Annotated in this window: 24 protein-coding genes and 2 riboswitches; of the genes, 17 read left to right on the top strand and 7 right to left on the bottom strand. The window is 36.4% G+C overall.

The window, feature by feature from the left end; genetic code table 11:
• The first annotated feature begins 79 nt into the window (after positions 1-79).
• Positions 80-1,221, top strand: a protein-coding gene (locus tag MUA51_RS10575; RefSeq protein WP_262559450.1) for an IS3 family transposase whose coding sequence is annotated in 2 segments (ribosomal slippage) — positions 80-350 and positions 350-1,221 — 1,143 coding nt in all. Because the reading frame shifts where the segments join, the coding sequence is not laid out codon by codon here.
• A gap of 66 nt (positions 1,222-1,287) precedes the next feature.
• On the opposite strand, the gene MUA51_RS10570 is transcribed toward MUA51_RS10575, so the two are convergent.
• From MUA51_RS10570 to MUA51_RS10550, 5 genes are all read right to left on the bottom strand, one after another.
• Entirely contained in the window at positions 1,288-2,679 is a 1,392-nt protein-coding gene (locus MUA51_RS10570) for an L-cystine transporter (protein WP_262559823.1), read from the bottom strand.
• 82 nt (positions 2,680-2,761) lie between these two features.
• Positions 2,762-3,859 (bottom strand): glycine oxidase ThiO, encoded by a 1,098-nt coding sequence (gene thiO, locus MUA51_RS10565; RefSeq protein ID WP_262559822.1) that lies wholly within the window; start codon positions 3,857-3,859, stop codon positions 2,762-2,764.
• Between the two features lie 102 nt (positions 3,860-3,961).
• A riboswitch (TPP riboswitch) is annotated at positions 3,962-4,064 on the bottom strand.
• A 42-nt stretch (positions 4,065-4,106) separates the two neighbouring features.
• The gene (locus MUA51_RS10560; RefSeq protein ID WP_262559821.1) at positions 4,107-4,706 is read right to left on the bottom strand and encodes a DNA-binding protein; all 600 of its coding nucleotides are present in this window, start codon (positions 4,704-4,706) and stop codon (positions 4,107-4,109) included.
• Between the two features lie 110 nt (positions 4,707-4,816).
• Positions 4,817-5,491 (bottom strand): hypothetical protein, encoded by a 675-nt coding sequence (locus tag MUA51_RS10555; RefSeq protein ID WP_262559820.1) that lies wholly within the window; start codon positions 5,489-5,491, stop codon positions 4,817-4,819.
• 109 nt (positions 5,492-5,600) lie between these two features.
• Positions 5,601-6,011 (bottom strand): general stress protein, encoded by a 411-nt coding sequence (locus MUA51_RS10550; RefSeq protein ID WP_262559818.1) that lies wholly within the window; start codon positions 6,009-6,011, stop codon positions 5,601-5,603.
• Between the two features lie 179 nt (positions 6,012-6,190).
• Positions 6,191-6,293: riboswitch (purine riboswitch) on the top strand.
• Between the two features lie 187 nt (positions 6,294-6,480).
• On the opposite strand from MUA51_RS10550, the gene xpt reads away from it, so the two are divergent.
• The 4 genes from xpt to guaA are packed head-to-tail and all read left to right on the top strand — an operon-like array spanning position 6,481 to position 11,393.
• Entirely contained in the window at positions 6,481-7,065 is a 585-nt protein-coding gene (xpt, locus tag MUA51_RS10545; RefSeq protein WP_262559817.1) for a xanthine phosphoribosyltransferase, read from the top strand.
• Entirely contained in the window at positions 7,061-8,329 is a 1,269-nt protein-coding gene (gene pbuX, locus MUA51_RS10540; RefSeq protein WP_262560900.1) for a xanthine permease PbuX, read from the top strand. Before xpt ends, pbuX begins: the two co-directional genes overlap by 5 nt.
• 35 nt (positions 8,330-8,364) lie before the next feature.
• Complete coding sequence (gene guaB / locus MUA51_RS10535; RefSeq protein ID WP_095118045.1) at positions 8,365-9,831, top strand: IMP dehydrogenase; 1,467 nt, start codon at positions 8,365-8,367, stop codon at positions 9,829-9,831.
• A gap of 20 nt (positions 9,832-9,851) precedes the next feature.
• Positions 9,852-11,393, top strand: a complete 1,542-nt coding sequence (gene guaA, locus MUA51_RS10530; protein ID WP_262559816.1) for a glutamine-hydrolyzing GMP synthase — start codon at positions 9,852-9,854, stop codon at positions 11,391-11,393.
• Between the two features lie 93 nt (positions 11,394-11,486).
• Here the strand turns inward: guaA and MUA51_RS10525 are convergent, their stop codons facing one another.
• Positions 11,487-12,623 carry a site-specific integrase gene (locus tag MUA51_RS10525; protein ID WP_107387896.1) on the bottom strand — a complete coding sequence of 379 codons (1,137 nt, stop codon included), beginning with the start codon at positions 12,621-12,623 and terminating at the stop codon, positions 11,487-11,489.
• Positions 12,624-12,734: 111 nt separating this feature from the next.
• A complete protein-coding gene (locus MUA51_RS10520) occupies positions 12,735-13,388 on the bottom strand; it encodes a helix-turn-helix domain-containing protein (protein ID WP_262559814.1) in 654 nt (217 codons plus the stop codon).
• A 397-nt stretch (positions 13,389-13,785) separates the two neighbouring features.
• On the opposite strand from MUA51_RS10520, the gene MUA51_RS10515 reads away from it, so the two are divergent.
• From MUA51_RS10515 to MUA51_RS10460, 12 genes are all read left to right on the top strand, one after another.
• Positions 13,786-14,052, top strand: a complete 267-nt coding sequence (locus MUA51_RS10515) for a DNA-binding protein (RefSeq protein ID WP_262559813.1) — start codon at positions 13,786-13,788, stop codon at positions 14,050-14,052.
• 45 nt (positions 14,053-14,097) lie between these two features.
• Complete coding sequence (locus MUA51_RS10510) at positions 14,098-14,250, top strand: hypothetical protein (protein WP_262559811.1); 153 nt, start codon at positions 14,098-14,100, stop codon at positions 14,248-14,250.
• Complete coding sequence (locus tag MUA51_RS10505) at positions 14,240-14,443, top strand: TscA family type II toxin-antitoxin system antitoxin (protein ID WP_262559809.1); 204 nt, start codon at positions 14,240-14,242, stop codon at positions 14,441-14,443. Before MUA51_RS10510 ends, MUA51_RS10505 begins: the two co-directional genes overlap by 11 nt.
• On the top strand, positions 14,440-14,697 hold the full coding sequence (locus MUA51_RS10500) for a hypothetical protein (RefSeq protein ID WP_225906173.1): 258 nt from the start codon (positions 14,440-14,442) through the stop codon (positions 14,695-14,697). The genes MUA51_RS10505 and MUA51_RS10500 overlap by 4 nt, the downstream gene beginning before the upstream one ends.
• Positions 14,698-14,768: 71 nt before the next feature.
• Positions 14,769-16,382 (top strand): phage resistance protein, encoded by a 1,614-nt coding sequence (locus MUA51_RS10495; protein ID WP_262559808.1) that lies wholly within the window; start codon positions 14,769-14,771, stop codon positions 16,380-16,382.
• 170 nt (positions 16,383-16,552) lie between these two features.
• Complete coding sequence (locus MUA51_RS10490) at positions 16,553-17,356, top strand: bifunctional DNA primase/polymerase (RefSeq protein ID WP_262559807.1); 804 nt, start codon at positions 16,553-16,555, stop codon at positions 17,354-17,356.
• On the top strand, positions 17,343-17,618 hold the full coding sequence (locus MUA51_RS10485) for a pathogenicity island protein (protein WP_262559806.1): 276 nt from the start codon (positions 17,343-17,345) through the stop codon (positions 17,616-17,618). The genes MUA51_RS10490 and MUA51_RS10485 overlap by 14 nt, the downstream gene beginning before the upstream one ends.
• 1 nt (position 17,619) lies before the next feature.
• Entirely contained in the window at positions 17,620-18,261 is a 642-nt protein-coding gene (locus MUA51_RS10480) for a pathogenicity island protein (RefSeq protein ID WP_262559805.1), read from the top strand.
• A 324-nt stretch (positions 18,262-18,585) separates the two neighbouring features.
• Positions 18,586-18,930 (top strand): pathogenicity island protein, encoded by a 345-nt coding sequence (locus tag MUA51_RS10475; protein WP_262559803.1) that lies wholly within the window; start codon positions 18,586-18,588, stop codon positions 18,928-18,930.
• 33 nt (positions 18,931-18,963) lie between these two features.
• Positions 18,964-19,296 carry a hypothetical protein gene (locus tag MUA51_RS10470; protein ID WP_262559802.1) on the top strand — a complete coding sequence of 111 codons (333 nt, stop codon included), beginning with the start codon at positions 18,964-18,966 and terminating at the stop codon, positions 19,294-19,296.
• Positions 19,293-19,652 (top strand): hypothetical protein, encoded by a 360-nt coding sequence (locus MUA51_RS10465; protein ID WP_262559801.1) that lies wholly within the window; start codon positions 19,293-19,295, stop codon positions 19,650-19,652. The genes MUA51_RS10470 and MUA51_RS10465 overlap by 4 nt, the downstream gene beginning before the upstream one ends.
• 52 nt (positions 19,653-19,704) lie before the next feature.
• On the top strand, positions 19,705-20,232 hold the full coding sequence (locus tag MUA51_RS10460) for a spore coat protein (protein ID WP_262559800.1): 528 nt from the start codon (positions 19,705-19,707) through the stop codon (positions 20,230-20,232).

Below are 20,232 nucleotides of genomic sequence, written 5' to 3'. Positions count from 1 at the left end.
CTGACCCCATATAGTGGGAACTTTATAAAAACACTTTCGTTGAATTCAGTTAAAATGAATTTACGGAGGTGTTTTTTCTATGCGCAGAGTGGCGTATTCAGTTGAAACAAAGTTTAAAGCAGTGAAGATGAAAGCAGAAGGTTATACAACTAAAGAAATTATGTGTGAATTAAATATTAGAAATAGCACACAGGTAAAAACATGGTGGAGATGGTATAGAAAGGGTGAAACATATCGATTTAGTCAACAAGTAGGCAAACAATACTCCTATAATAAAGGATTAGTGGAACTTTCTGAACTGGAACAATTAAAGTTAAAGAATAGAAGAAATCAAGCCGAAATAGATATTTTAAAAAAGTACAAGGAATTGGAAAGGAAGTGGTACCTGAAGTAGTGATAGAATTAGTGGATGAGTTAAAGCACAGGCATCCTGTGAAGCTGATTTTGGAAGTGTTGAATGTCCCTAAATCAAATTACTACCGTTGGAAAAATAAGAAGAAAACGGAAGATACAACAGTTAAAAAGGTTAAGGAATTATGTGAAGATAATCATTACACGTACGGCTATCGCAAGATAACTGCTCTGATGAATCAGGCCTCTAAACAACCGATAAACCATAAACGTGTACAAAGAATTATGAGAGAAAATAATTTGAATTGTAGAGTTAGAATTAAGAAATCTAAACGTCGAGGGAAGGCATATTATCTTACAAGCAATAAACTGAATGGTAACTTTAGAGCAAATCAACCTCTACAAGTACTGACTACTGATATTACGTATCTTCCCTTTGGTAATTCAATGTTGTATTTATCTTCAATCATCGATTTATATAACGGTGAAATTGTGGCTTATAAGATTAGCGATACACAAGATCAAAGTTTGGTAAATGACACCTTAAACCAAATTGATATTCCAGAAGGATGTCTACTTCATAGCGATCAAGGAAGCGTCTATACATCGCATGCTTACTACCAATTATGCGAAGAAAAGGGCATTATCAGAAGTATGTCTCGCAAAGGTACACCTGCTGATAACGCCCCGATAGAATGTTTCCATTCCTCGCTAAAGTGTGAAACATTTTATCTTAACAATGAGTTAAATAACTCTAATTTCATTGTAAAGGATATTGTCGAAAAGTACATTGAAAACTATAATAATAATCGAATTCAACAAAAATTAGGCTACTTATCCCCTGTGCAATACAGAAAATTAGCAGCCTAATTCAAGTGTTTTTATGTGAGTCCCATATTAAGGGTGCAGTGCCGTGCTGTACGTGGTATTTTTTGATTAATGACTTGTTGTCAGTTCATCATATTGATTGTCATTAAAGACATCTTCATCAAGTTGTTTTGTGAGCTTAGCAGTACCTGTTCCGGCTAACATTGAATCATTCACGTTCAATGCAGTACGTCCCATATCAATTAATGGTTCTACGGAGATAAGGACGCCGGCAAGACCAACTGGTAAGTTCAGTGCTGAAAGGACGAGAATAGATGCAAATGTTGCACCACCGCCGACACCGGCAACACCGAATGAACTAATAATAACAACGATAATAAGCGTTGCGATGAATTGTAGGTCGATTTCAACACCTGCAACGGGTGCCACCATAATTGCCAACATGGCAGGGTAGATACCCGCACAACCATTTTGACCGATAGACAGACCGAAAGAGCCTGAGAAGTTGGCGATGGCTTGTGGGACACCTAAACGATTCGTTTGCGTTCGAATGTTAAGTGGCAATGCACCTGCGCTTGAACGTGATGTGAAGGCGAACATCATTACTTCTGTCGTCTTTTTCACGTATTGGATTGGGTTGACACCTAGTACTAATAAGATTAATAAATGGATGATATACATTGTGAGCAATGCTGCATAAGATGCGATGACAAATTTGCCAAGTGTCCAAATCGCTGCAAAGTCACTTGTCGCTAATGTGTTTAACATAATGGCTAAGATACCATAAGGTGTTAAGCGCAATACGAATGTCACAACAGCCATAATCAATGAATATACTGCATCAATACCACGTTTTAATACATGGCCATTTTCAGGTTGTTTGCGTGCAACGCGCAAATAAGCAAAGCCTAAAAATGCTGCAAAGATAACGACAGCAATTGTTGATGTCGCACGTGCCCCTGTAAAGTCTAAGAATGGGTTCGCAGGGAGTAGTTCTAGAATTTGTGCTGGCAATGTTGTTGCTGTTAAATCTTTCGCTGTTTGTGTAATTTCTGAACTACGTGCGTTTTCGGCTTGACCGAGATCAATCGTTGATGCATCGAGACCGAATAGCATCGCATAAGCGATACCAACGATGGCTGAGATGGCAACGGTACCGATTAAAAACATGAAAATGTAGCCGCCCATTTTGGCGAACTTCTCACCGAGATCAATCTTCGTAAATGCCGCAATAATTGAAATGAAAACGAGCGGAATGACGATCATTTTCAAGAGGGAGATATAGCCATTCCCAATGATACCGATCCATTCTGTTGTTTGTGTTGTAATTTTGCTATCTGCACCGTAAAGGAGCTGTACAATGATTCCCAGTATGATACCAAGGCCAAGTGCCACAAAGACACGTGTAGGGAATTTGACGTGTTTCTTCGCCATGACCCATAGGCCGATAAGGAACCCAGCAAAAATTAATAGGTTAAGTATAATTAGAAATATAGACATTTAGATGCTTCCTTTAATTCCGACTTGTATTATAAGAATAAGTGCAAGTCTCCTTAAAATCAACCCCTACATACAAATTTTCTTATTTTATAGGCGAAAAAGGTCTTAATTGCTGGGCTGCATTAGATTTTCCATCAACTAATTGCGCCATAAGTTGACCGACAATGGGAGAGAGTAGAATGCCGTTTCGATAATGTCCGGTTGAGACATATAGATTGTTATGAAGAGCGCCCATAATCGGAACACCGTCTGGCGTAATCGGTCGAATACCAGTCCAAGTCTTAATGACACGATGTTCTCGCAGATTAGGTATCATAGCTTGACTTTCGGCATCTAACCATTGAAGATTTTCAGCTTTATTTTGTGTGCTCCAATTATCGAGTTCTGATGTAGCACCGATGAGAAAGCGATTGGGTTTCTTTGGGACGATATAACAACCATTCATATTGAAAATGGTTTCTTTCAGTTGTGAATAAGATGATTCGATTAACTTTACATCGCCTTTGACAGGGTGTGTCGGAAGATTGATCCCGAGTTGATGCAACAATGTACCACTCCAAGCACCAGCAGCAATGACTAATTCGTCTGCATAGAATGTTCCTTTAGAAGTGGTTACTTGATAATGCGATGCATGTTGCGCAATCTGTAACACTTCTGTCTGCAAGTGAAGGTCAATATGCGAAAGTTTTGAGACGGATTGTAGTAATGCCTGTGTATATAAGTTAGCATTGATTTGGCCGTCGTCATGTATTTTGAATGCTGCACAAGCTTCGACGTCACAGTGGGGGAAGCGTGCGCGTAATTGATTGTGTGATAACTCATAAATTTCATGGTCTTGCTGCGAGAGAAATTCAAATTGCTTTTTAACTGCTGGGACATGTTGTGCGGTAGTTGCTACCTTAATCAGTCCATATGTTTGCAGTTCAATATCGATATGTGTTTCCTTTAAGAGTTGTTGTGCAGTATCCTGCATCATTGCACGGCTTGCCATTGCAAGATGATATAAAGGTGTATCTTCAAAAAACTCATTCTGTGCGCCTAACATTCCACCTGCCGCATAAGATGCATTCATGCGGGGTGTTGAGCGATCGATGATATGTATGCGACGACCTCGTGCGTTGAGTTGACGTGCAATGGATAATCCCATCACGCCACCACCAATAATAATCGTTTGTAACATAAAAAAACCTCCTGCATGTGAGGGTGCAGGAAGTTGACATGTATGATTGAAATTGAGTCATCTGTGATGCATGCTTTAACGCTGCATGGCTATCATGAAGCACATGACATGTAATTGCTTCCCTTCGATGGCATTAACCATATCAGGTTCAAAGAGTTAAGAGTCCGTCTTTCTCAGCTCACTTCGAGCACCCCTAGCATGTTATTTAATTGTAAAACAAGTCATTTACTCAAATAAAAGTTGTGTTTTAACCGCCGAATAATCGTTGGAGAAAACCTTTTTTCTCATTGCGTTCAATTGTGTGTGCTAATGCTTTTTGTCCTTCTATTTGTGATTCAATATGTTTTTGTGTTGTGCTGAGTTGTTCAGTTTGTTGTTTTTGTGCTTCAGTGAGTGATTCCATAGATGCACTGTTCGATTTAAGCTGTGCTTCTAACTTGTTATGTAACTCAGTCAATGCCTCTTGTTGTTTGTGAACTTGCGTCACCATTTGTCCAAGTATTTGACGCTCTTCACGCATTTGATTGATTTCGTTGTGTAATTCTTTGAATAGATTAGAAAGTTGTTGGTCAGCAGGAAGTTGTTGTGTATCTTCCTTCACAATCACTTGTAAAAAGTCTTTTTCTTTTTCGAGTTCTTCAAATGCGAGTTCGTAACTGTTTGTTTGTCCAACACGTTCTGCGATTTCTTGAAAGAGTTCGATATCTTCTTCTTTAAAATCTGTCGCTTCACGTCCACGATATTCCGTTTTATCTAAGTGATAACCACGTTCTTCGAGATGCTGAACAATTTTTCGGACTTGCTTTTCGCTTAAGCCAGATTTTTGTGCGAATTCTTTTGTTAGCATATAATCGGATCCTTTCTCCTACAATTTAGACAGCTGTCAGTGTTCGTTCAGTGAGCCGTCAGTCTTACCTCTACTTCATTGTAGCGACTTTACGGATTGATTTCAAGGGCTTATGCATTCGGTTCTTTACGCAAATCCATCTTGACGAGTAACGGATAAATAACTTTGCGTGGCAGTCTATTCGCAAAGACATATTTGAGAATATAACAAGACTTGATACTTGCACCGTAGATGTCTTTCGTTAAAGGAATGTTCGCCTTAATATATAAGTCTAATGGTACAGGCTTTCCGTTTCGGTCGAGTGAAGGTTGTATATATGAAATCTTTGTCTGCTTTTCAAAGCCTTGTTGTGTTAAGAAACGTCTGCGAAATGCAATATCGTCTGCCGTTTTAGAATCGACATCCGGTGACTCGAACGTTGACTCGAACATAAAGAAGTTGACATCACGACCATGTAATTGTTGTGCCAGTGCATTGATGTGGACTTCAGTTTGATGGAGTGTCTCTTCAAGATAAGCTTCATGATGTGTGCCTTGTTCGGCAAGTAAGTAGATAATGAATCCTGCATTTGTCGTTGCTTCATAATGCGCAGTTGCAAAGCTGACAACACGGTCATCTTCAATGCCGACTAAAAAAACATAATCGTTTTTCGTCTTTTCTGTCTTGAGTGATTGGACGAAAACCGACTCGTCTTCAGTGACAAGTGCATCTAATCTCCCTAAGTAAAAGTCTAGTGCAGGTTGATACCATTGATCTTGCGTTGATTTGATTTGAATAAAATCCATCGTCTATCACCTCTTTTTAATGGCTCTAGTATAGCATAATGACAAATCGGTACTCCACGTAAAAAACACTCAAGCAAGATATGTTGCTTGAGTGTTAGATGTTTCTATATTATTCAATATCGCCCTTATGTTCAGATGGGTGATGTTTAAAGTCATGTGTGTCGTATGAACTATTTGTTTGCGATACTTCGCTGTGATTGCCAGATTCAAAGTGTTTCACAAGAATAACAATTTCGCCATCAAGTACGGCTTGCTTAAGTTGTTCTTTTTCATTGTCTGGAAGCTTAAAACGTGTGAATGCAGCTTCTTCAGGATCTTCCCCGATGAAAAAGCGCATGAATTTATCGCTGATTGTACCAGCTGTTGGTGTTTGTTTAATTTCTGAGTCGTTAAATCGGTCTGTTGATAATCGATTTTTACTAATGATTGTAATTTCGTGTTCTTTATATCCATCACGTAATAATGCATCTACTGCTTGAATTGCGTCATCTTCTGTTTTTACTACTTTAAATTGAGTCATAGTGGATCCCCTCCGATTAATCGTTACTTATTTTGTCACTTACCCTTTAAATAAAAAGTTAAACGCATACATTATTATTATGCGGTTAATCTATCACTTTTGTAAAGTAATGGCGGTATTTGAAAAAGCGCTTGTTTTTTAGACGAGTATTGCGAAAAAACGTTAAATTTGCTATCATCAGTTAATAATTTATATAGACTCATATAATCTGAAGAATATGGCTTTAGAAGTTTCTACCACGTCGCCTTAAACGATGTGACTATGGGTAATGACGGCATCTGTAATACGCAGCTTTTGTCAGTTCTTATTTATTGTATTGATTCACATCGCAAAAACCGTGCAATGAATAGCGAAGAGACTGCCAAATGAGCGACACTTTACAATTGTATGACGATTACTCAAACACCTGAAACGATATTCTTTAGTTTTGGGGTTTTTTCATATCTTGATGTATTTAGGAGGAGTCGTTTTGGACGCATTAAAAAGAAAAGTCATCGAAGACGGTGTAGTAATTGACGAATCAATATTGAAGGTGGATGGTTTCTTGAATCATCAGATCGATGCAGGTTTAATGTATGAGATTGGTGAAGTGTTCCATTCACAGTTTGGAGACCAAGGTGTGACGAAGGTTTTAACGATTGAGGCGTCAGGAATTGCACCTGCCATTATGGTTGCACATCGTTTTAATGTTCCGTGTCTGTTTGCTAAGAAAGCAAAGCCGAATACGTTGAATGAAGGACATTATCAGACAGATGTTCATTCGTTTACGAAAAATAATACGAACCGTGTCATTGTGTCAACAGAATTTTTATCAGATCAAGACAAAGTATTGATTATTGATGACTTTCTAGCAAATGGTGAAGCAGCACTTGGATTACATCGTTTGGTACAACAAGCAGGTGCAGAAACGGTCGGCATTGGTATTTTAGTAGAGAAGAGTTTCCAACCAGGGCGTGCACGTTTGGAAGAAGCAGGCTTGAACGTCTCTTCGCTTTGCCAAGTGGCATCGTTAAAAGATAACAAAGTCACATTGTTAGGAGACGACAATGATTAAACGATTCTTGTTGAGTTTACAGCATCTATTAGCTATGTATGCCGGCGCTATTCTAGTCCCTATTATAGTTGCGACAAGTCTTGACTTTACTGCTGAACAAACGGCTTATCTTGTCACAGTAGATATATTTATGTGTGGGATTGCAACCTTTTTACAAGTTTATAAAGGCATCGGTATTGGACTCCCGGTCGTCTTGGGATGTACGTTCACTGCGGTTGCACCGATGATTTTAATTGGGCAGACGAAGGGGATTGATGTCTTATATGGTTCACTCTTCTTATCTGGATTACTTGTGATCATCATTGCACCATTTTTTGCTTCACTCGTTAAGTTATTTCCTCCTGTTGTGACGGGTAGTGTTGTCACGATTATCGGAATTACACTGATGCCCGTTGCAATGAACTATCTCGCAGGGGGACAAGGTGCGAAAGATTACGGAGATCCTAAGCATCTATTATTAGGTGTCGTGACATTGGTGATTATTTTGTTACTGCAACGTTTTGCACAGGGCTTTTTGAAGTCTATTGCGATTTTGCTCGGTCTTATTATCGGTACAATCTTTGCAAGCTTTTTAGGTGTGATTGATGCGGGTCAAGTTGCGTCAGCACATTGGTTTGAATTGCCAAGACCCTTCCGCTTTACAGGATTTGCTTTTGACTTTGGTGCAACGGTCGTATTTTTTATCGTAGCATTGGTGAGTCTAATAGAATCAACGGGTGTCTATCATGCATTAAGCGAGATTACCGGCAAGACATTGACGCGCAAAGACTTCCGTAAAGGTTACATGGCAGAAGGGATTGCAATCACGTTAGGCTCTATTTTTAATGCATTTCCATATACAGCATACTCTCAGAATGTAGGACTTGTTTCGCTGTCAGGTGCAAAAAAGAATGATGTCATCTATGGAATGGTGATTTTGCTTATGATTTGTGGTTGTATTCCTAAGTTAGGTGCGCTTGCCAACATGATCCCACTATCGGTATTAGGTGGTGCAATGCTTGCGATGTTCGGCATGGTCATGGCATACGGGATGCGCATATTGAACGACATTAACTTCAAGAATCAAAACAACTTAATTATTATTGCTGTGTCAGTCGGTCTTGGTGCAGGGATTACAGCAGTTCCTGAAGCATTCCAAGGGTTGGGCGACCAGTTTTCTTGGTTGACACAAAACGGGATTGTATTAGGTGCAATTTCAGCAATTGTATTAAATTTATTTTTTAATGGTCTAAACTATCAACAAAATCAAGAAAATGTGAAATAATATAACTAATCATTTTGAATGGAGGCTGTATAGAAATGTGGGAAAACAAGTTTGTTAAAGAAGCGCTAACGTTTGATGATGTATTGCTTATTCCAGCTGAATCAAATGTATTACCAAAAGAGGTAGATTTAAGTGTGTCATTATCGGACAAAATTAAGTTAAACATTCCGATTGTATCAGCAGGTATGGATACAGTAACAGAATCAAAAATGGCAATCGCAATGGCACGTCAAGGTGGTCTCGGCGTCATTCATAAAAATATGAGCATTGAAGATCAAGCAGACGAAGTACAAAAAGTAAAACGTTCAGAAAATGGCGTCATTACAGATCCATTTTACTTAACACCTGAAGAAAGTGTGTACGAAGCAGAAGCGTTGATGGGTAAATATCGTATTTCAGGTGTGCCAATTGTTGACAACAAAGAGACACGTAAACTTGTCGGTATCCTTACAAATCGTGACTTGAGATTTATTGAAGACTTCTCGATAAAAATTTCAGATGTTATGACGAAAGAAGACTTGATTACAGCTCCAGTTGGTACAACTTTAGAAGAAGCGGAAAAAATCCTTCAATCACACCGCATCGAAAAGTTACCACTAATTAAAGATGGCGTTTTAGAAGGACTTATCACAATTAAAGATATTGAAAAAGTACATGAATATCCTTACTCAGCCAAAGATGAACATGGACGTTTACTCGTTGCTGCAGCAATCGGTATTGCAAAAGACACAGCAATTCGTGCGAAGAAACTTGTAGAAGCAGGCGTTGATGCACTTGTTATCGATACAGCGCATGGTCACTCACAAGGTGTCATCGATCAAGTGAAATTTATCAAAGAAACATACCCAGAAATTACAGTGATTGCAGGTAACGTTGCAACAGCTTCAGGTACCAATGCTTTATTCGAAGCGGGTGCAGATGTTGTTAAAGTTGGTATTGGACCAGGTTCAATCTGTACAACACGTGTCGTTGCAGGTGTCGGTGTACCACAAATTACAGCAGTTTACGACTGTGCAACCGAAGCACGCAAACACGGTAAAGCTATCATCGCTGACGGTGGTATTAAATTCTCAGGCGATATCGTAAAAGCACTTGCTGCTGGTGGACATGCAGTGATGCTTGGTAGCTTGTTAGCAGGTACAAAAGAAAGTCCTGGAGAAGTTGAAATGTTCCAAGGTCGTCAATACAAAGTATATCGTGGTATGGGTTCATTAGGTGCAATGGCAAGCGGTTCTAACGATCGTTACTTCCAAGAAGACAAAACACCTAAAAAATACGTACCAGAAGGTGTAGAAGGTCGTATCGACTATAAAGGGCCATTACAAGAAACGATTTATCAATTAATTGGTGGTGTGAAGAGTGGTATGGGATACACAGGTTCACACAACTTGCAACAATTACGTGATGAAGCACAATTCACAAAAATGAGTGCGGCAGGCTTAGCAGAGAGTCACCCACACGATGTTCAAATCACAAAAGAATCACCTAACTACTCATTCTAAGATTAAAGGAGTACAACAGTATGGAAATGGCAAAAGAACAAGAACTGATTCTTGTCCTAGACTTTGGAAGTCAATACAATCAGCTTATTACACGTCGTATTCGTGAAATGGGCGTGTACAGTGAACTGCATGATCATGAGATTTCATTAGATGAGATTAAAAAGATGAATCCTAAAGGGATCATTTTATCAGGTGGACCGAACTCGGTTTATGAAGACGATGCGTTCACAATTGATCCAGCAATTTATGACTTAGGCGTACCAGTATTAGGGATTTGCTATGGTATGCAATTAACAACAAAACTTTTAGGCGGTAAAGTAGAGCGTGCAAACGAACGTGAATACGGAAAAGCCATCATTAAAGCGAAGTCTGACGAATTATTCCACGGCTTACCAGAAGAGCAAACAGTATGGATGAGTCATTCGGATAAAGTGATCGAAATTCCAGAAGGGTTTGAAGTGATTGCGGATAGCCCAAGTACGCAATATGCGGCGATTGAAGACAAAAAACGTCGCATCTACGGTGTGCAATTCCACCCAGAAGTACGTCATACAGAGTTTGGTAACGACTTGTTAGAAAACTTTGTGCGTCGTGTTTGTGATTGTACAGGTCAATGGACAATGGAAAACTTCATCGATATCGAAGTACAAAAAATCCGTGAACAAGTGGGCGACCGTAAAGTCTTATGTGCGATGAGCGGTGGCGTAGACTCATCAGTTGTTGCGGTGTTATTACACAGAGCGATTGGCGACCAACTGACATGTATCTTCGTTGACCACGGACTACTCCGTAAAGGTGAAGGCGACATGGTAATGGAGCAGTTCGGTGAAGGATTCAACATGAACATTATTCGTGTGAATGCGAAAGAACGCTTCATGTCAAAACTTGAAGGTGTGTCAGATCCTGAGAAGAAACGTAAAATCATCGGTAACGAGTTCGTATACGTATTCGATGACGAAGCATCTAAATTAGAAGGCGTTGACTTCTTAGCTCAAGGTACGTTATACACAGACGTAATCGAGTCTGGTACGAAGACCGCACAAACAATCAAATCACACCATAACGTTGGTGGACTACCAGAAGATATGGAATTCGAATTGATCGAACCAATCAACACACTTTTCAAAGATGAAGTGCGTGCATTAGGTATCGAACTGGGTATTCCAGAACATCTCGTATGGCGTCAACCATTCCCAGGACCAGGTCTTGGTATCCGTGTTCTTGGTGAAATTACAGAAGATAAGTTGGAAATCGTCCGTGAATCAGACGCCATTTTACGTGAAGTGATTCGTGAAGAAGGCTTAGAACGTGAAATCTGGCAATATTTCACAGTGTTACCAGACATTCGCTCAGTCGGCGTTATGGGTGACTATCGTACGTATGACTATACAGTCGGTGTCCGTGCAGTAACATCAATTGACGGTATGACGAGTGACTTCGCGCGTATCGATTGGGAAGTATTACAAAAAATCTCAACACGTATCGTGAATGAAGTGGATCACGTAAATCGCGTTGTGTATGATATTACATCTAAGCCACCAAGTACCATCGAGTGGGAATAATTATATATAGTAAATGATAGGCTAGAATTACCGTTATTATGCGGTTTCTAGCCTTTTTTATTTTGCATTGAATACGTTTTGAATACGTTATGCTTAAAAATTGATGTATTTTGCAAATTTATCAGCCACTTGATCACGTTGTTTTTCAGTTACGTGAGCGTAAATATCCATAGTTGTTTTAATGTCCCCGTGACCTAATCTATCTTGCACTTCTTGAATAGATAGACCAGCCTCAAATAACAGAGAACAATGTGTGTGTCTAAAGCCATGAACTTTAATCCTCTTAAAATTATTCTTCTCACAAATTAAGTCCAATGCTTTATTGCAATGTTCTGGGTATAAGGGTTTATTATCACGTACAGTAGTAAAAACATATTGATGTTTGTCAGAGGTATTGTGACCATATTTAAGAGACTCCACTCTTTGATGAGTGCGCCATGATTTCAATACATTTGCAGTTTTATCATCAATACTTATTGTTCTATGGGATGATTTAGTTTTAGGCTCTTGTATTACCAGTTTATAATTTGCACCTCTTGCGCAAGTTTTATTAATAGATATGGTTTGTTTAGTAAAGTCAATATCGTTCCATGTTAAAGCCATTAATTCCCCACGTCTAAAGCCAGTAAAAGCTAATGTTCGAAAAATAGCATAATATAATGGGTCATCTTCAACAAAAGTTAAAAACTGTTTCAATTCATCACTTGAATAATACTTCATAGACGCGTCTTGTTGCGTTTCTTTTTTTCTAGGTGCTTTTGTATGTGTAAATGGATTATCAGCGATTATCTTAAGGCTTACGGCATATTTAAACACATTAGATGTGTATATTCGTATAGCTTTAATATCAGAGTACTTTTTGTTCCATTTATTAATAACTTTTTGGCAGTATGGCACGGTTATTTTCTTAATAGGTATATCATTAAAATGTTCTAATATAGCTGTATCAAATAAAGTTAAAACACGTTGATATGTGCTTTCTCTCACAGTATTCTGATACTGTTCAAGCCATAACTCATATACTTCTTTAAACGTCGTTATATCGTTGTTTAGAAAGCCGTTTTGGCTTACCTCTGTTTGAAGTTTTGCCTCTGCAATCTTAGCTTCTCTTTCAGTTTTAAATCCTCGTCTAGTGGTTCTCTTTTGTTTACCCGTAATTGGATCAGTCCCTAAATATGCAACAAACATATAGGCAGTAGAACCGTCTTTTTTCTTGTATTTCTTAATCATATAAATCAATCCTTTCTATTGCCTGCAACGCGTGAGATTGGATTGACACGCCGTTAAGGAATGGCTACCTTTTGGCGTGATGACTAAAGGAAGTTAGTAATTAAAAATCCATTAATTAATATTTTTGCTAGACTTTTCTATAATTTCATTTAAATCTTCAATATTTATAGTTTCATGAATTAACTGGTTTTTAAATTGCTTTTGCAAGTTAATCTTACTCTTGAAATAGCTATCCATCAAAATTTCTACGTTTTTTCTGTCTATCTCATCTAATTCGACTTTCTTGTAAAACTTTCTATTGTTTTTATCATTCAAGTGGTAATGTAGATCGTTTACAGGTTGGCTAAATACAATCATTTCATGTTCATCACCCTCTATGTATTTATACTCATAAGGGGCAGAGATAGTATCAAGGTTATTTATGAATTTCTTTTCTGATTCGGTTAGATAGCCTTTTGATAAAGACTTTCTAGCTTTATCTATATCCACATATTCAATGAACGGTAATTTTATTTTATCTTCTGACAACTCTGAGATTTTGTTCACATAGAAGTTGTATTCTTTATGTGAATCAGAAAGTTCATCTAAATATTTTTCTAAAAATTGGCTTTTTGGAATTCCTTTTTTACCATTTTCAATGCTACTCACATGACCATGAGAATAGTCGATATCCGATGCGAATTTTCGTAATTTAATATTCTTACCTTCTCTAACCTTTCTTAAGTAGGATCCAACTTTTTTAGCTATGGCATTTTCATCGCACATATTATCACCTCACATAAAATATACCATTTATTGCATCTTTAGAAAACAAAAAACAAAAGTGGTTGCTTTTTCTAGAAAGGCTATGCTATGATATGAGAAACCGAAATAACAAAAACGGTTTATTGTTTTCAAAGGGAGGTGAATTAGATGTGCAAGTCAAGAAAATATAATGATCAAAGAGTTAATAAGCAACTATATGCTAAACCAAAATTATTAGGGGATTTATTTAATTGTAGCTATTCAACTATTTATAGATTACTTAAATCTTATGACGATAATAATTTAGGTGTTGATAATATGTATTTCAATATTAGCGGAAATCTTACTTTGGTGAACATTGAAAAGTTTGAACAGTATTTGCAAAAAAAACACCAATATTATCAGAAAGGTGATTCTTATGATTCAACATCCATTCCTAAGTGAGCAAGCTAGTCAACAGTTGGTCGATAGTATAGTTAATATCGCTGAGAAATTAGCTTTGGAAAAAGTTAAGCAATCACGTAAGCGATATCTTATTCAGAAAGAAGTAATGGAAGAGTACAACGTAACTCATAAAGTCATAACTGAATGGGAAATGAATGGCTTACGGAAAGTTAAAATCGGTAAGACTATTCGTCATGACCGACATGACATTGAAGATGTAATTGAACAAATGAAGAATTGAAACGCCTGCAACGCGTGAGAAGTCAAACCTATTATGGAGGTCAATATGAAGAATATTTTACTGATGGTGTTACTCGCCTATTTTTTACTAAGCACATTGGAATTTCATTTAGCAATAGCAGCATATTTTTACTGTGTGTTGGCATTGCTAGGAATTGAAGGATTAAAAAATATGGAGGTATTTAAGTATGGAGAATAATTTATTTGAAGAGATTTATGAAATTCTAGAATCAACTGTTAATGATCCTCGTTCAGAATTTGAACATAAGATTTCGCAAGACGGTAAAGAATGGACTGAAATTTACAATAGAGAACAGCATTTACAGTTTGTTTGTGAAGTGGTTATGGAAATGATTGAAAATAATATTGTTTTTGAAGGGGAGAATGAATGATGAAACTATTTAAAAAGAAATATGATCATAAAAAAGTTAATCGTGTGAAGGATGTAATTCTATATACAGCGAATGCTATTGAAGCTGACACCTATGGAAAAGCAATTGAATTGCTAAAAGATAACAACAAGCACAAAGCCATCGAAATTATGTATGAGAGATTAATTGAAGCACAAAAACAAGAGTATGAATTGAAATTACAATTAAAAAAAGCGTCTAGTGAGAACTTTGGCGAGGAATCACTAAACGCGTAGCAAGAGTATTTAGCAAAATAAATACTACTAATATGGTAACAAAAATAAAGTTTTCTAGAAAGGGTGTCTTGATGGACGAAGTAGCACTATACAAAAAACACTTCGAGTTTCATTCAAAGTTAGATTATGTGTCAACAATCAACCTATCTAAAATTAAAGAGATTAGTAAAAGAATTAATTTTGCATCTATTACAACAGAAAAGCAGATTTTTAACAATAAAGGTAATGTGTATCATCGTGAAAAAGATGATATAGCAGGTGATTATATTAATAACCTCACTCTAGATTATACCATAAAACCAAGAGAAATTGGGGTTGTTTATGGAACGGTCAATGTTAAAACTATTCATAAAGATGGTGAAGAAGAAAAACAATCTACTTTTAAGTCAGCACACTTTAACAACTATGCGCGATTTATTGCTGATTTGATTGCAAATAAGGTTGTCTATTCTGATGAATTAGAGTGTTTCGTTATAGTTCAAAAAAATCAATATGAAATGATAGATAACACTAATTTTGCACTTACTTATCCAGTAGATAATAAGTATCAAATACTCGATTTTTTAGATGTGATGCTAGAGCTGTATCGTGAACATCTTACAACCAAACATGAGTATAACATTTTTCCTTATACCTTTGCGGGTAACGATTTTACTTATAACTGTAAGAAATTAGTTTTATCAAAGAGTGAACTGAAAGAAAACAGCTTATATAAGGTTAAATATGATGTTGATTTCAAAGATATTAATTTGAATGTAGTTAACGATTTTTACTCGCTTGTAACTGATAATGAGAAAAGCAAGAACAATTTAAAGTTGGTGCACGCATATGCTATGTATCGAAAAATGAAAATCATACAAGCTGAAAAGACTTTTCTAATTAAAGACTTTGGGCGATCAGGTAAGGGTTTATTCATGACAACTTTTGAAAGATTAATGAAAGTTAATAAAGTGAATTTTGACAGTCTTATTTCTGGTGGGTTTGAGTCCGCTAATGAGTGGATGCACTTTTATGGAGCAGACATAGCACATGCAAATGAGACTGGTGAGATTACTAAACAAATGATGCGTATATTAAGGAAAATTGCGACAGGAGAAACAATATCTGGACGTGGTATAGGTAGAAACGCATTCACGTTTAAAAACAATGCTTTATTAATCCTAGATACTAATGAAAGTGTTGATACAGGTGAAATGACAGCTAATAAATCACGTACAGTCAAAATATCTTTAAAGGATAGACCTATTAATGAGACAGACGAAGAACGTTACACAGTTTTCAAACCATATTGGGATTATGTACAACCCAATGGGAAAGCGTCTGTTTCTGCTGCAGTTTCATTTTTAATTGCGAGTCTTGAATATTTAAAAGAATGTGGGCGTGAGTTTAGATTTAAAGACGTTACACTCAAACATTACTTTAGTGAAGATGAACTAACAGAAACACAAAAAACGTTGTTAAGAACATTGTCCAAGCAAGATTTTGTATTAGCTGGAGACGAAATATTACAAAGGTTAATTGAACAGGATTACAAAAATTTGAGGCACAAAAACGCTAAAGAAGATATGAAGAAAATCGGAATAAGTATTAACAATCAAAAGTGGATTGAAGGGGTTAATACAAAAGTACATCAAGTTGGGAATAAAGATCTTTTTAACATGGCGTTATCATTAATAAATGATTAGGGTTAGGAATAACTCTTAATATCTCTCATTATAACCTTTGAAAAGTTAATAAATCAGTCGCTAACCCTTATATCTTATATTTCTTATAGATTCATAGTAGTGCTTTAAGTGTATTAGTAGTTATAGAGAAAATACTGGTTATAAGGGTTAGTCACCTTTGGAGGCATTAGATGACAGGTTATCATGTAGCGAAGAAATTACTAAAAAAGCAAATTGAAATTATCCCTCTTAATGAACAAAAGAAGCCGACTGTATCATTTGCAAATAATGTGATAACTGATGATTTTATAGAACGATACTCTACTCAATACCATAAAGCGAGTGTGTTAGGTGTCTTAACAAGAGGTTTGTGGTGTATCGATATAGATGTAGATCATGAAGAAGGACAAAGTGGCTTTGAGAGCTTAAAACAAATACCTTACTACAAAGAAGTTGTTACTAATGCTCAAAACACATTAGTTCAGACAACGGCTAGTGGTGGCAAGCATATCGTATTTAAGAAAAGAGAGGATATAGATTATAGTCAAAAAATCGGATATTTACCCGCTATTGATATAAAAGCTCATCCAAACAATTACTTTGTACTTGCAGGTAGTGTTACAACAAAAGGTAAATACACTCATAATGGCCAAAGCGTTGCATTTTATCAGGGGAAATTTGAAAAGCGTATATTTTCTAAATCTGGAAACTACGTTCAACAAATATTAGAGCCTTATTCAATAAAAAGAGCGCTGCCTAATTACAGCTTTGATCATATTAGAGGTGGCAAAGGTGGAGAAGGAAAACGTGCTTACCAACGTATTGTAGATGGTCAAAGCGAGTATAGAAACAATGATTTATTTAAGGCAGTAAGCTATGCAGTCCAATGTAACGTGGATATTGAACCGTTAAGAGTTTTAATAGGTGATAACAAAAATGGTGATATTTTTACAGAGAGAGATTGGGAGGCGACAGTTAGAAGTGCAAGCCGTTAAACAAGAATATGATTACGATGAGAAAGTAAAAGGATTGGGATTAATTACAGGTATCTCTAATGAAATTTACTTTTGCTCAATAAGCCATGTCTCAACAGTATATTTTGAATATACCAATAATAGTTGGGTTGCATGGCGTGAGAGTTATATTCCTAATTCAAGCAATAGGACAAGCTACAAAATAATAGCTACAGGGAGTTTTGATTTAGTTTTAGCAAGATTGAAAAATTATCTAAAGTATATTAAAAGGCAGGTTAAATGATATGAACATAGAAATTATCGCAAATCAATTTGAAACACGAGCAGGTACGTTATTAAGGTACTATACAGGTTTATTAGAAAGTAGTAGAGATAACCATTTTGCTTTTAAAATTTACAATGATCCGTTTGATGTCGTTTATATTGTCATGAGAGGTAAATTGTTTGGCCATGTATACATTAAAGATTGCAAAATAAGACAATCGTTTGAATTAGCATCTCCTAAGCACACAGAGGGGCTTATAAGAAGTATAGAGGGTCATTATACAGGATATGAACTACATGATGGTACAACGCTTTCTATAAGCGATATGATGGCCAAAAGTTTATTTGAAGATGAGTATTTCATGTATGGATTAGAAACGTTTGTTGAAAGTAATAACACGGATATGTTTGAGTACATGGAAGGTGGAGTGAATGTTGAAGAATTAGAGGGGGTTCAGTCTAGTAATGCCGATGTGATAGGTAACATTGTAGTGTTGTATCAGTTGGCTGCAGGGGTTAATGAACCCGCACATGAGCTTGTTGAGGGACTTAAATTAGTAACGGAATTTGTACAAGATGAAAAAGCTACACAAGAGGATTACAAAGCGTTAGAACGTAAATTGAATGATTTAAAGGCATCGTATTATAACTTGAGTAAGTAGCAATCACAGGGCTGCATGATGTTTGTAGCCCTATATAAATACTAACTAAATTTATCGAAAACTAAAATATGCTAATGTTCGTGATTTGAATAAAGGGCAAAAGGCTTTTGTTCGTATTTTGTTCGAAAAATTTAGTAGGAACATTTGTTCTTTTAGCTTTGGTTTGTATTTTTGCAATAAACCCCTTAGATGTTCATTTTGAAGTGAACATGAAATAATGCTAAACACCTGATATAATGCGGTTTATACCGAACATAAGTTTGTTTCAACAGTGTAATTTTGGTATAATTAGAGTAAGCAAATAACAGAAAGTGTGGTGAGAGAATGAGCGAATTTGAAGTAAACGAAAAGACGTACAACTTACCGAATGAACACCGCCAAGTACTCAATGTGATAAGAAATACGTCTAATAAATATATTACTAAAACAAAGCTGCTTAATCAATTGGGATATGAAGTGAATAAGGCAAACAATAGATGGTTAACACAGGTCATTACAAGCTTAATCATCAATTATCATTATCCTATCGGATATAGCTATAAAAAAGATGCTAGGGGCTACTACATCATCAAAACACAAACCGATAAGATAGAAGCTATCAAAAGTATTAAAGGCTTAATTGAGGGCAGTCAGAACCGTTTAAAAGCCCTAGAAGAAATTGAAGTATAAATAAAAACTAATAGAGAGTAGGTATATTTGACTATGCAACAAACAGAAGTTTGGAATATTTTCTTTGATGACAACAAATATCAAGACTTATTAAATAAAGTAGATCGCTTTTTAAAAGAATCATCAACGATGTTTTTAAAAGGGTATCGCTTAGATGCCATTGATGAACAACAAAAACCTAAAATGCAAGAATTAGAAAATGCGTTTAAGACATATGCACAGACGCGTTTAGATGATATCGCCAAACGTATTGATGAAATTGAAAAAGAAACTACAACGGATAAGGTGCAGAATCCACAAGAAGAATTAATTCGTCGTCAAAACTTGCAAGCACGCTATGATTTTATAGTAATGGTGAAATTATGAATCATATTAATACCGTTGACGCTCAAAATGTCGATATTTTCGAGTTGAGTCTTTTACAAAAGATAATTTCAGAACGTTTTAATGATACGGAAGAACAACAGGTAGCACATGCATTTGAAGTGTTAAAACAAAACGTTCTGCACCCATATGAAAACAATAGTGAATATGAGAAGCTTGCCTATGATTATAGTGTTATTGAACAAGTTGGCATGAAACATAGCGGCGTTGTAGTGACAAAGGATACCGATTACGACGGTGTTACGCTTAAGTCATTAAGTGACCGTTACAACGAAGAACTTAAAAATGCCAAAGCTAAAAAGTATGGCTCACAGGACAAACCTTATTTTAGAAAATAATATAAATGAAGCCTATCCTTGTTGGGTAGGCTCTCTATATAGGGGTGGATAAATGAAACTGAAAATGGCAAGGAAAGTTTTATATTATCGTAATAATGGCAATAAGCTATCCGAGTATCAACTATTAACACAATATAACCCAGTGTTTATTAATAAGAAAATTCAGATGTGTGAGTTTCAAATCGAGAGTATGTATCATATGAATACGTCTACGACAACGTGTGATGAAATATTCGGCGTTGTATCCGTCTCTTATCCTATTGAAAAGTTGGCTATTAAAATTATTGAGGCGAAAGCTGGCTTAGTAAATTATAAAAAGCGTTCTATGCGTAATATGGAGGTATTAAAGTCTGTCCTTAATCAATATACTGAAAAAGAAAAGAAACAAGTTGTAAGATACATGCGGTCAAATGGTCGATATAAGCCCTATAACGTGATTGAACGACTACAGGTCGATTTATACCACCTCAACATTAAACAACGTATAGCGCGTCAAAAACAAAGGGATATGATGATTGAAAATAGTAAGCGTGAACGTGTGAATGCGTATCATAAGAAACCCATGTTAAAAGTGGTGTAA

The sequence above is a fragment of the Staphylococcus sp. IVB6214 genome, assembly GCF_025558585.1.
Lineage (GTDB): Bacteria > Bacillota > Bacilli > Staphylococcales > Staphylococcaceae > Staphylococcus.
The sequence above is the reverse complement of the archived record's forward strand: the minus strand, read 5'-3'. Positions and strand labels throughout refer to the sequence as shown.

What these genes read in the sequence shown, in the direction of transcription:
- MUA51_RS10570 (WP_262559823.1), bottom strand. Translation starts at nt 2,679, where the DNA reads ATGTCTATATTTCTAATTATACTTAACCTATTAATTTTTGCTGGGTTC.
- thiO (WP_262559822.1), bottom strand. Translation starts at nt 3,859, where the DNA reads ATGTTACAAACGATTATTATTGGTGGTGGCGTGATGGGATTATCCATT.
- MUA51_RS10560 (WP_262559821.1), bottom strand. Translation starts at nt 4,706, where the DNA reads ATGCTAACAAAAGAATTCGCACAAAAATCTGGCTTAAGCGAAAAGCAA.
- MUA51_RS10555 (WP_262559820.1), bottom strand. Translation starts at nt 5,491, where the DNA reads ATGGATTTTATTCAAATCAAATCAACGCAAGATCAATGGTATCAACCT.
- MUA51_RS10550 (WP_262559818.1), bottom strand. Translation starts at nt 6,011, where the DNA reads ATGACTCAATTTAAAGTAGTAAAAACAGAAGATGACGCAATTCAAGCA.
- guaB (WP_095118045.1), top strand. Translation starts at nt 8,365, where the DNA reads ATGTGGGAAAACAAGTTTGTTAAAGAAGCGCTAACGTTTGATGATGTA.
- guaA (WP_262559816.1), top strand. Translation starts at nt 9,852, where the DNA reads ATGGAAATGGCAAAAGAACAAGAACTGATTCTTGTCCTAGACTTTGGA.
- MUA51_RS10525 (WP_107387896.1), bottom strand. Translation starts at nt 12,623, where the DNA reads ATGATTAAGAAATACAAGAAAAAAGACGGTTCTACTGCCTATATGTTT.
- MUA51_RS10520 (WP_262559814.1), bottom strand. Translation starts at nt 13,388, where the DNA reads ATGTGCGATGAAAATGCCATAGCTAAAAAAGTTGGATCCTACTTAAGA.
- MUA51_RS10515 (WP_262559813.1), top strand. Translation starts at nt 13,786, where the DNA reads ATGATTCAACATCCATTCCTAAGTGAGCAAGCTAGTCAACAGTTGGTC.
- MUA51_RS10510 (WP_262559811.1), top strand. Translation starts at nt 14,098, where the DNA reads ATGAAGAATATTTTACTGATGGTGTTACTCGCCTATTTTTTACTAAGC.
- MUA51_RS10505 (WP_262559809.1), top strand. Translation starts at nt 14,240, where the DNA reads ATGGAGAATAATTTATTTGAAGAGATTTATGAAATTCTAGAATCAACT.
- MUA51_RS10500 (WP_225906173.1), top strand. Translation starts at nt 14,440, where the DNA reads ATGATGAAACTATTTAAAAAGAAATATGATCATAAAAAAGTTAATCGT.
- MUA51_RS10495 (WP_262559808.1), top strand. Translation starts at nt 14,769, where the DNA reads ATGGACGAAGTAGCACTATACAAAAAACACTTCGAGTTTCATTCAAAG.
- MUA51_RS10490 (WP_262559807.1), top strand. Translation starts at nt 16,553, where the DNA reads ATGACAGGTTATCATGTAGCGAAGAAATTACTAAAAAAGCAAATTGAA.
- MUA51_RS10480 (WP_262559805.1), top strand. Translation starts at nt 17,620, where the DNA reads ATGAACATAGAAATTATCGCAAATCAATTTGAAACACGAGCAGGTACG.
- MUA51_RS10475 (WP_262559803.1), top strand. Translation starts at nt 18,586, where the DNA reads ATGAGCGAATTTGAAGTAAACGAAAAGACGTACAACTTACCGAATGAA.
- MUA51_RS10470 (WP_262559802.1), top strand. Translation starts at nt 18,964, where the DNA reads ATGCAACAAACAGAAGTTTGGAATATTTTCTTTGATGACAACAAATAT.
- MUA51_RS10465 (WP_262559801.1), top strand. Translation starts at nt 19,293, where the DNA reads ATGAATCATATTAATACCGTTGACGCTCAAAATGTCGATATTTTCGAG.
- MUA51_RS10460 (WP_262559800.1), top strand. Translation starts at nt 19,705, where the DNA reads ATGAAACTGAAAATGGCAAGGAAAGTTTTATATTATCGTAATAATGGC.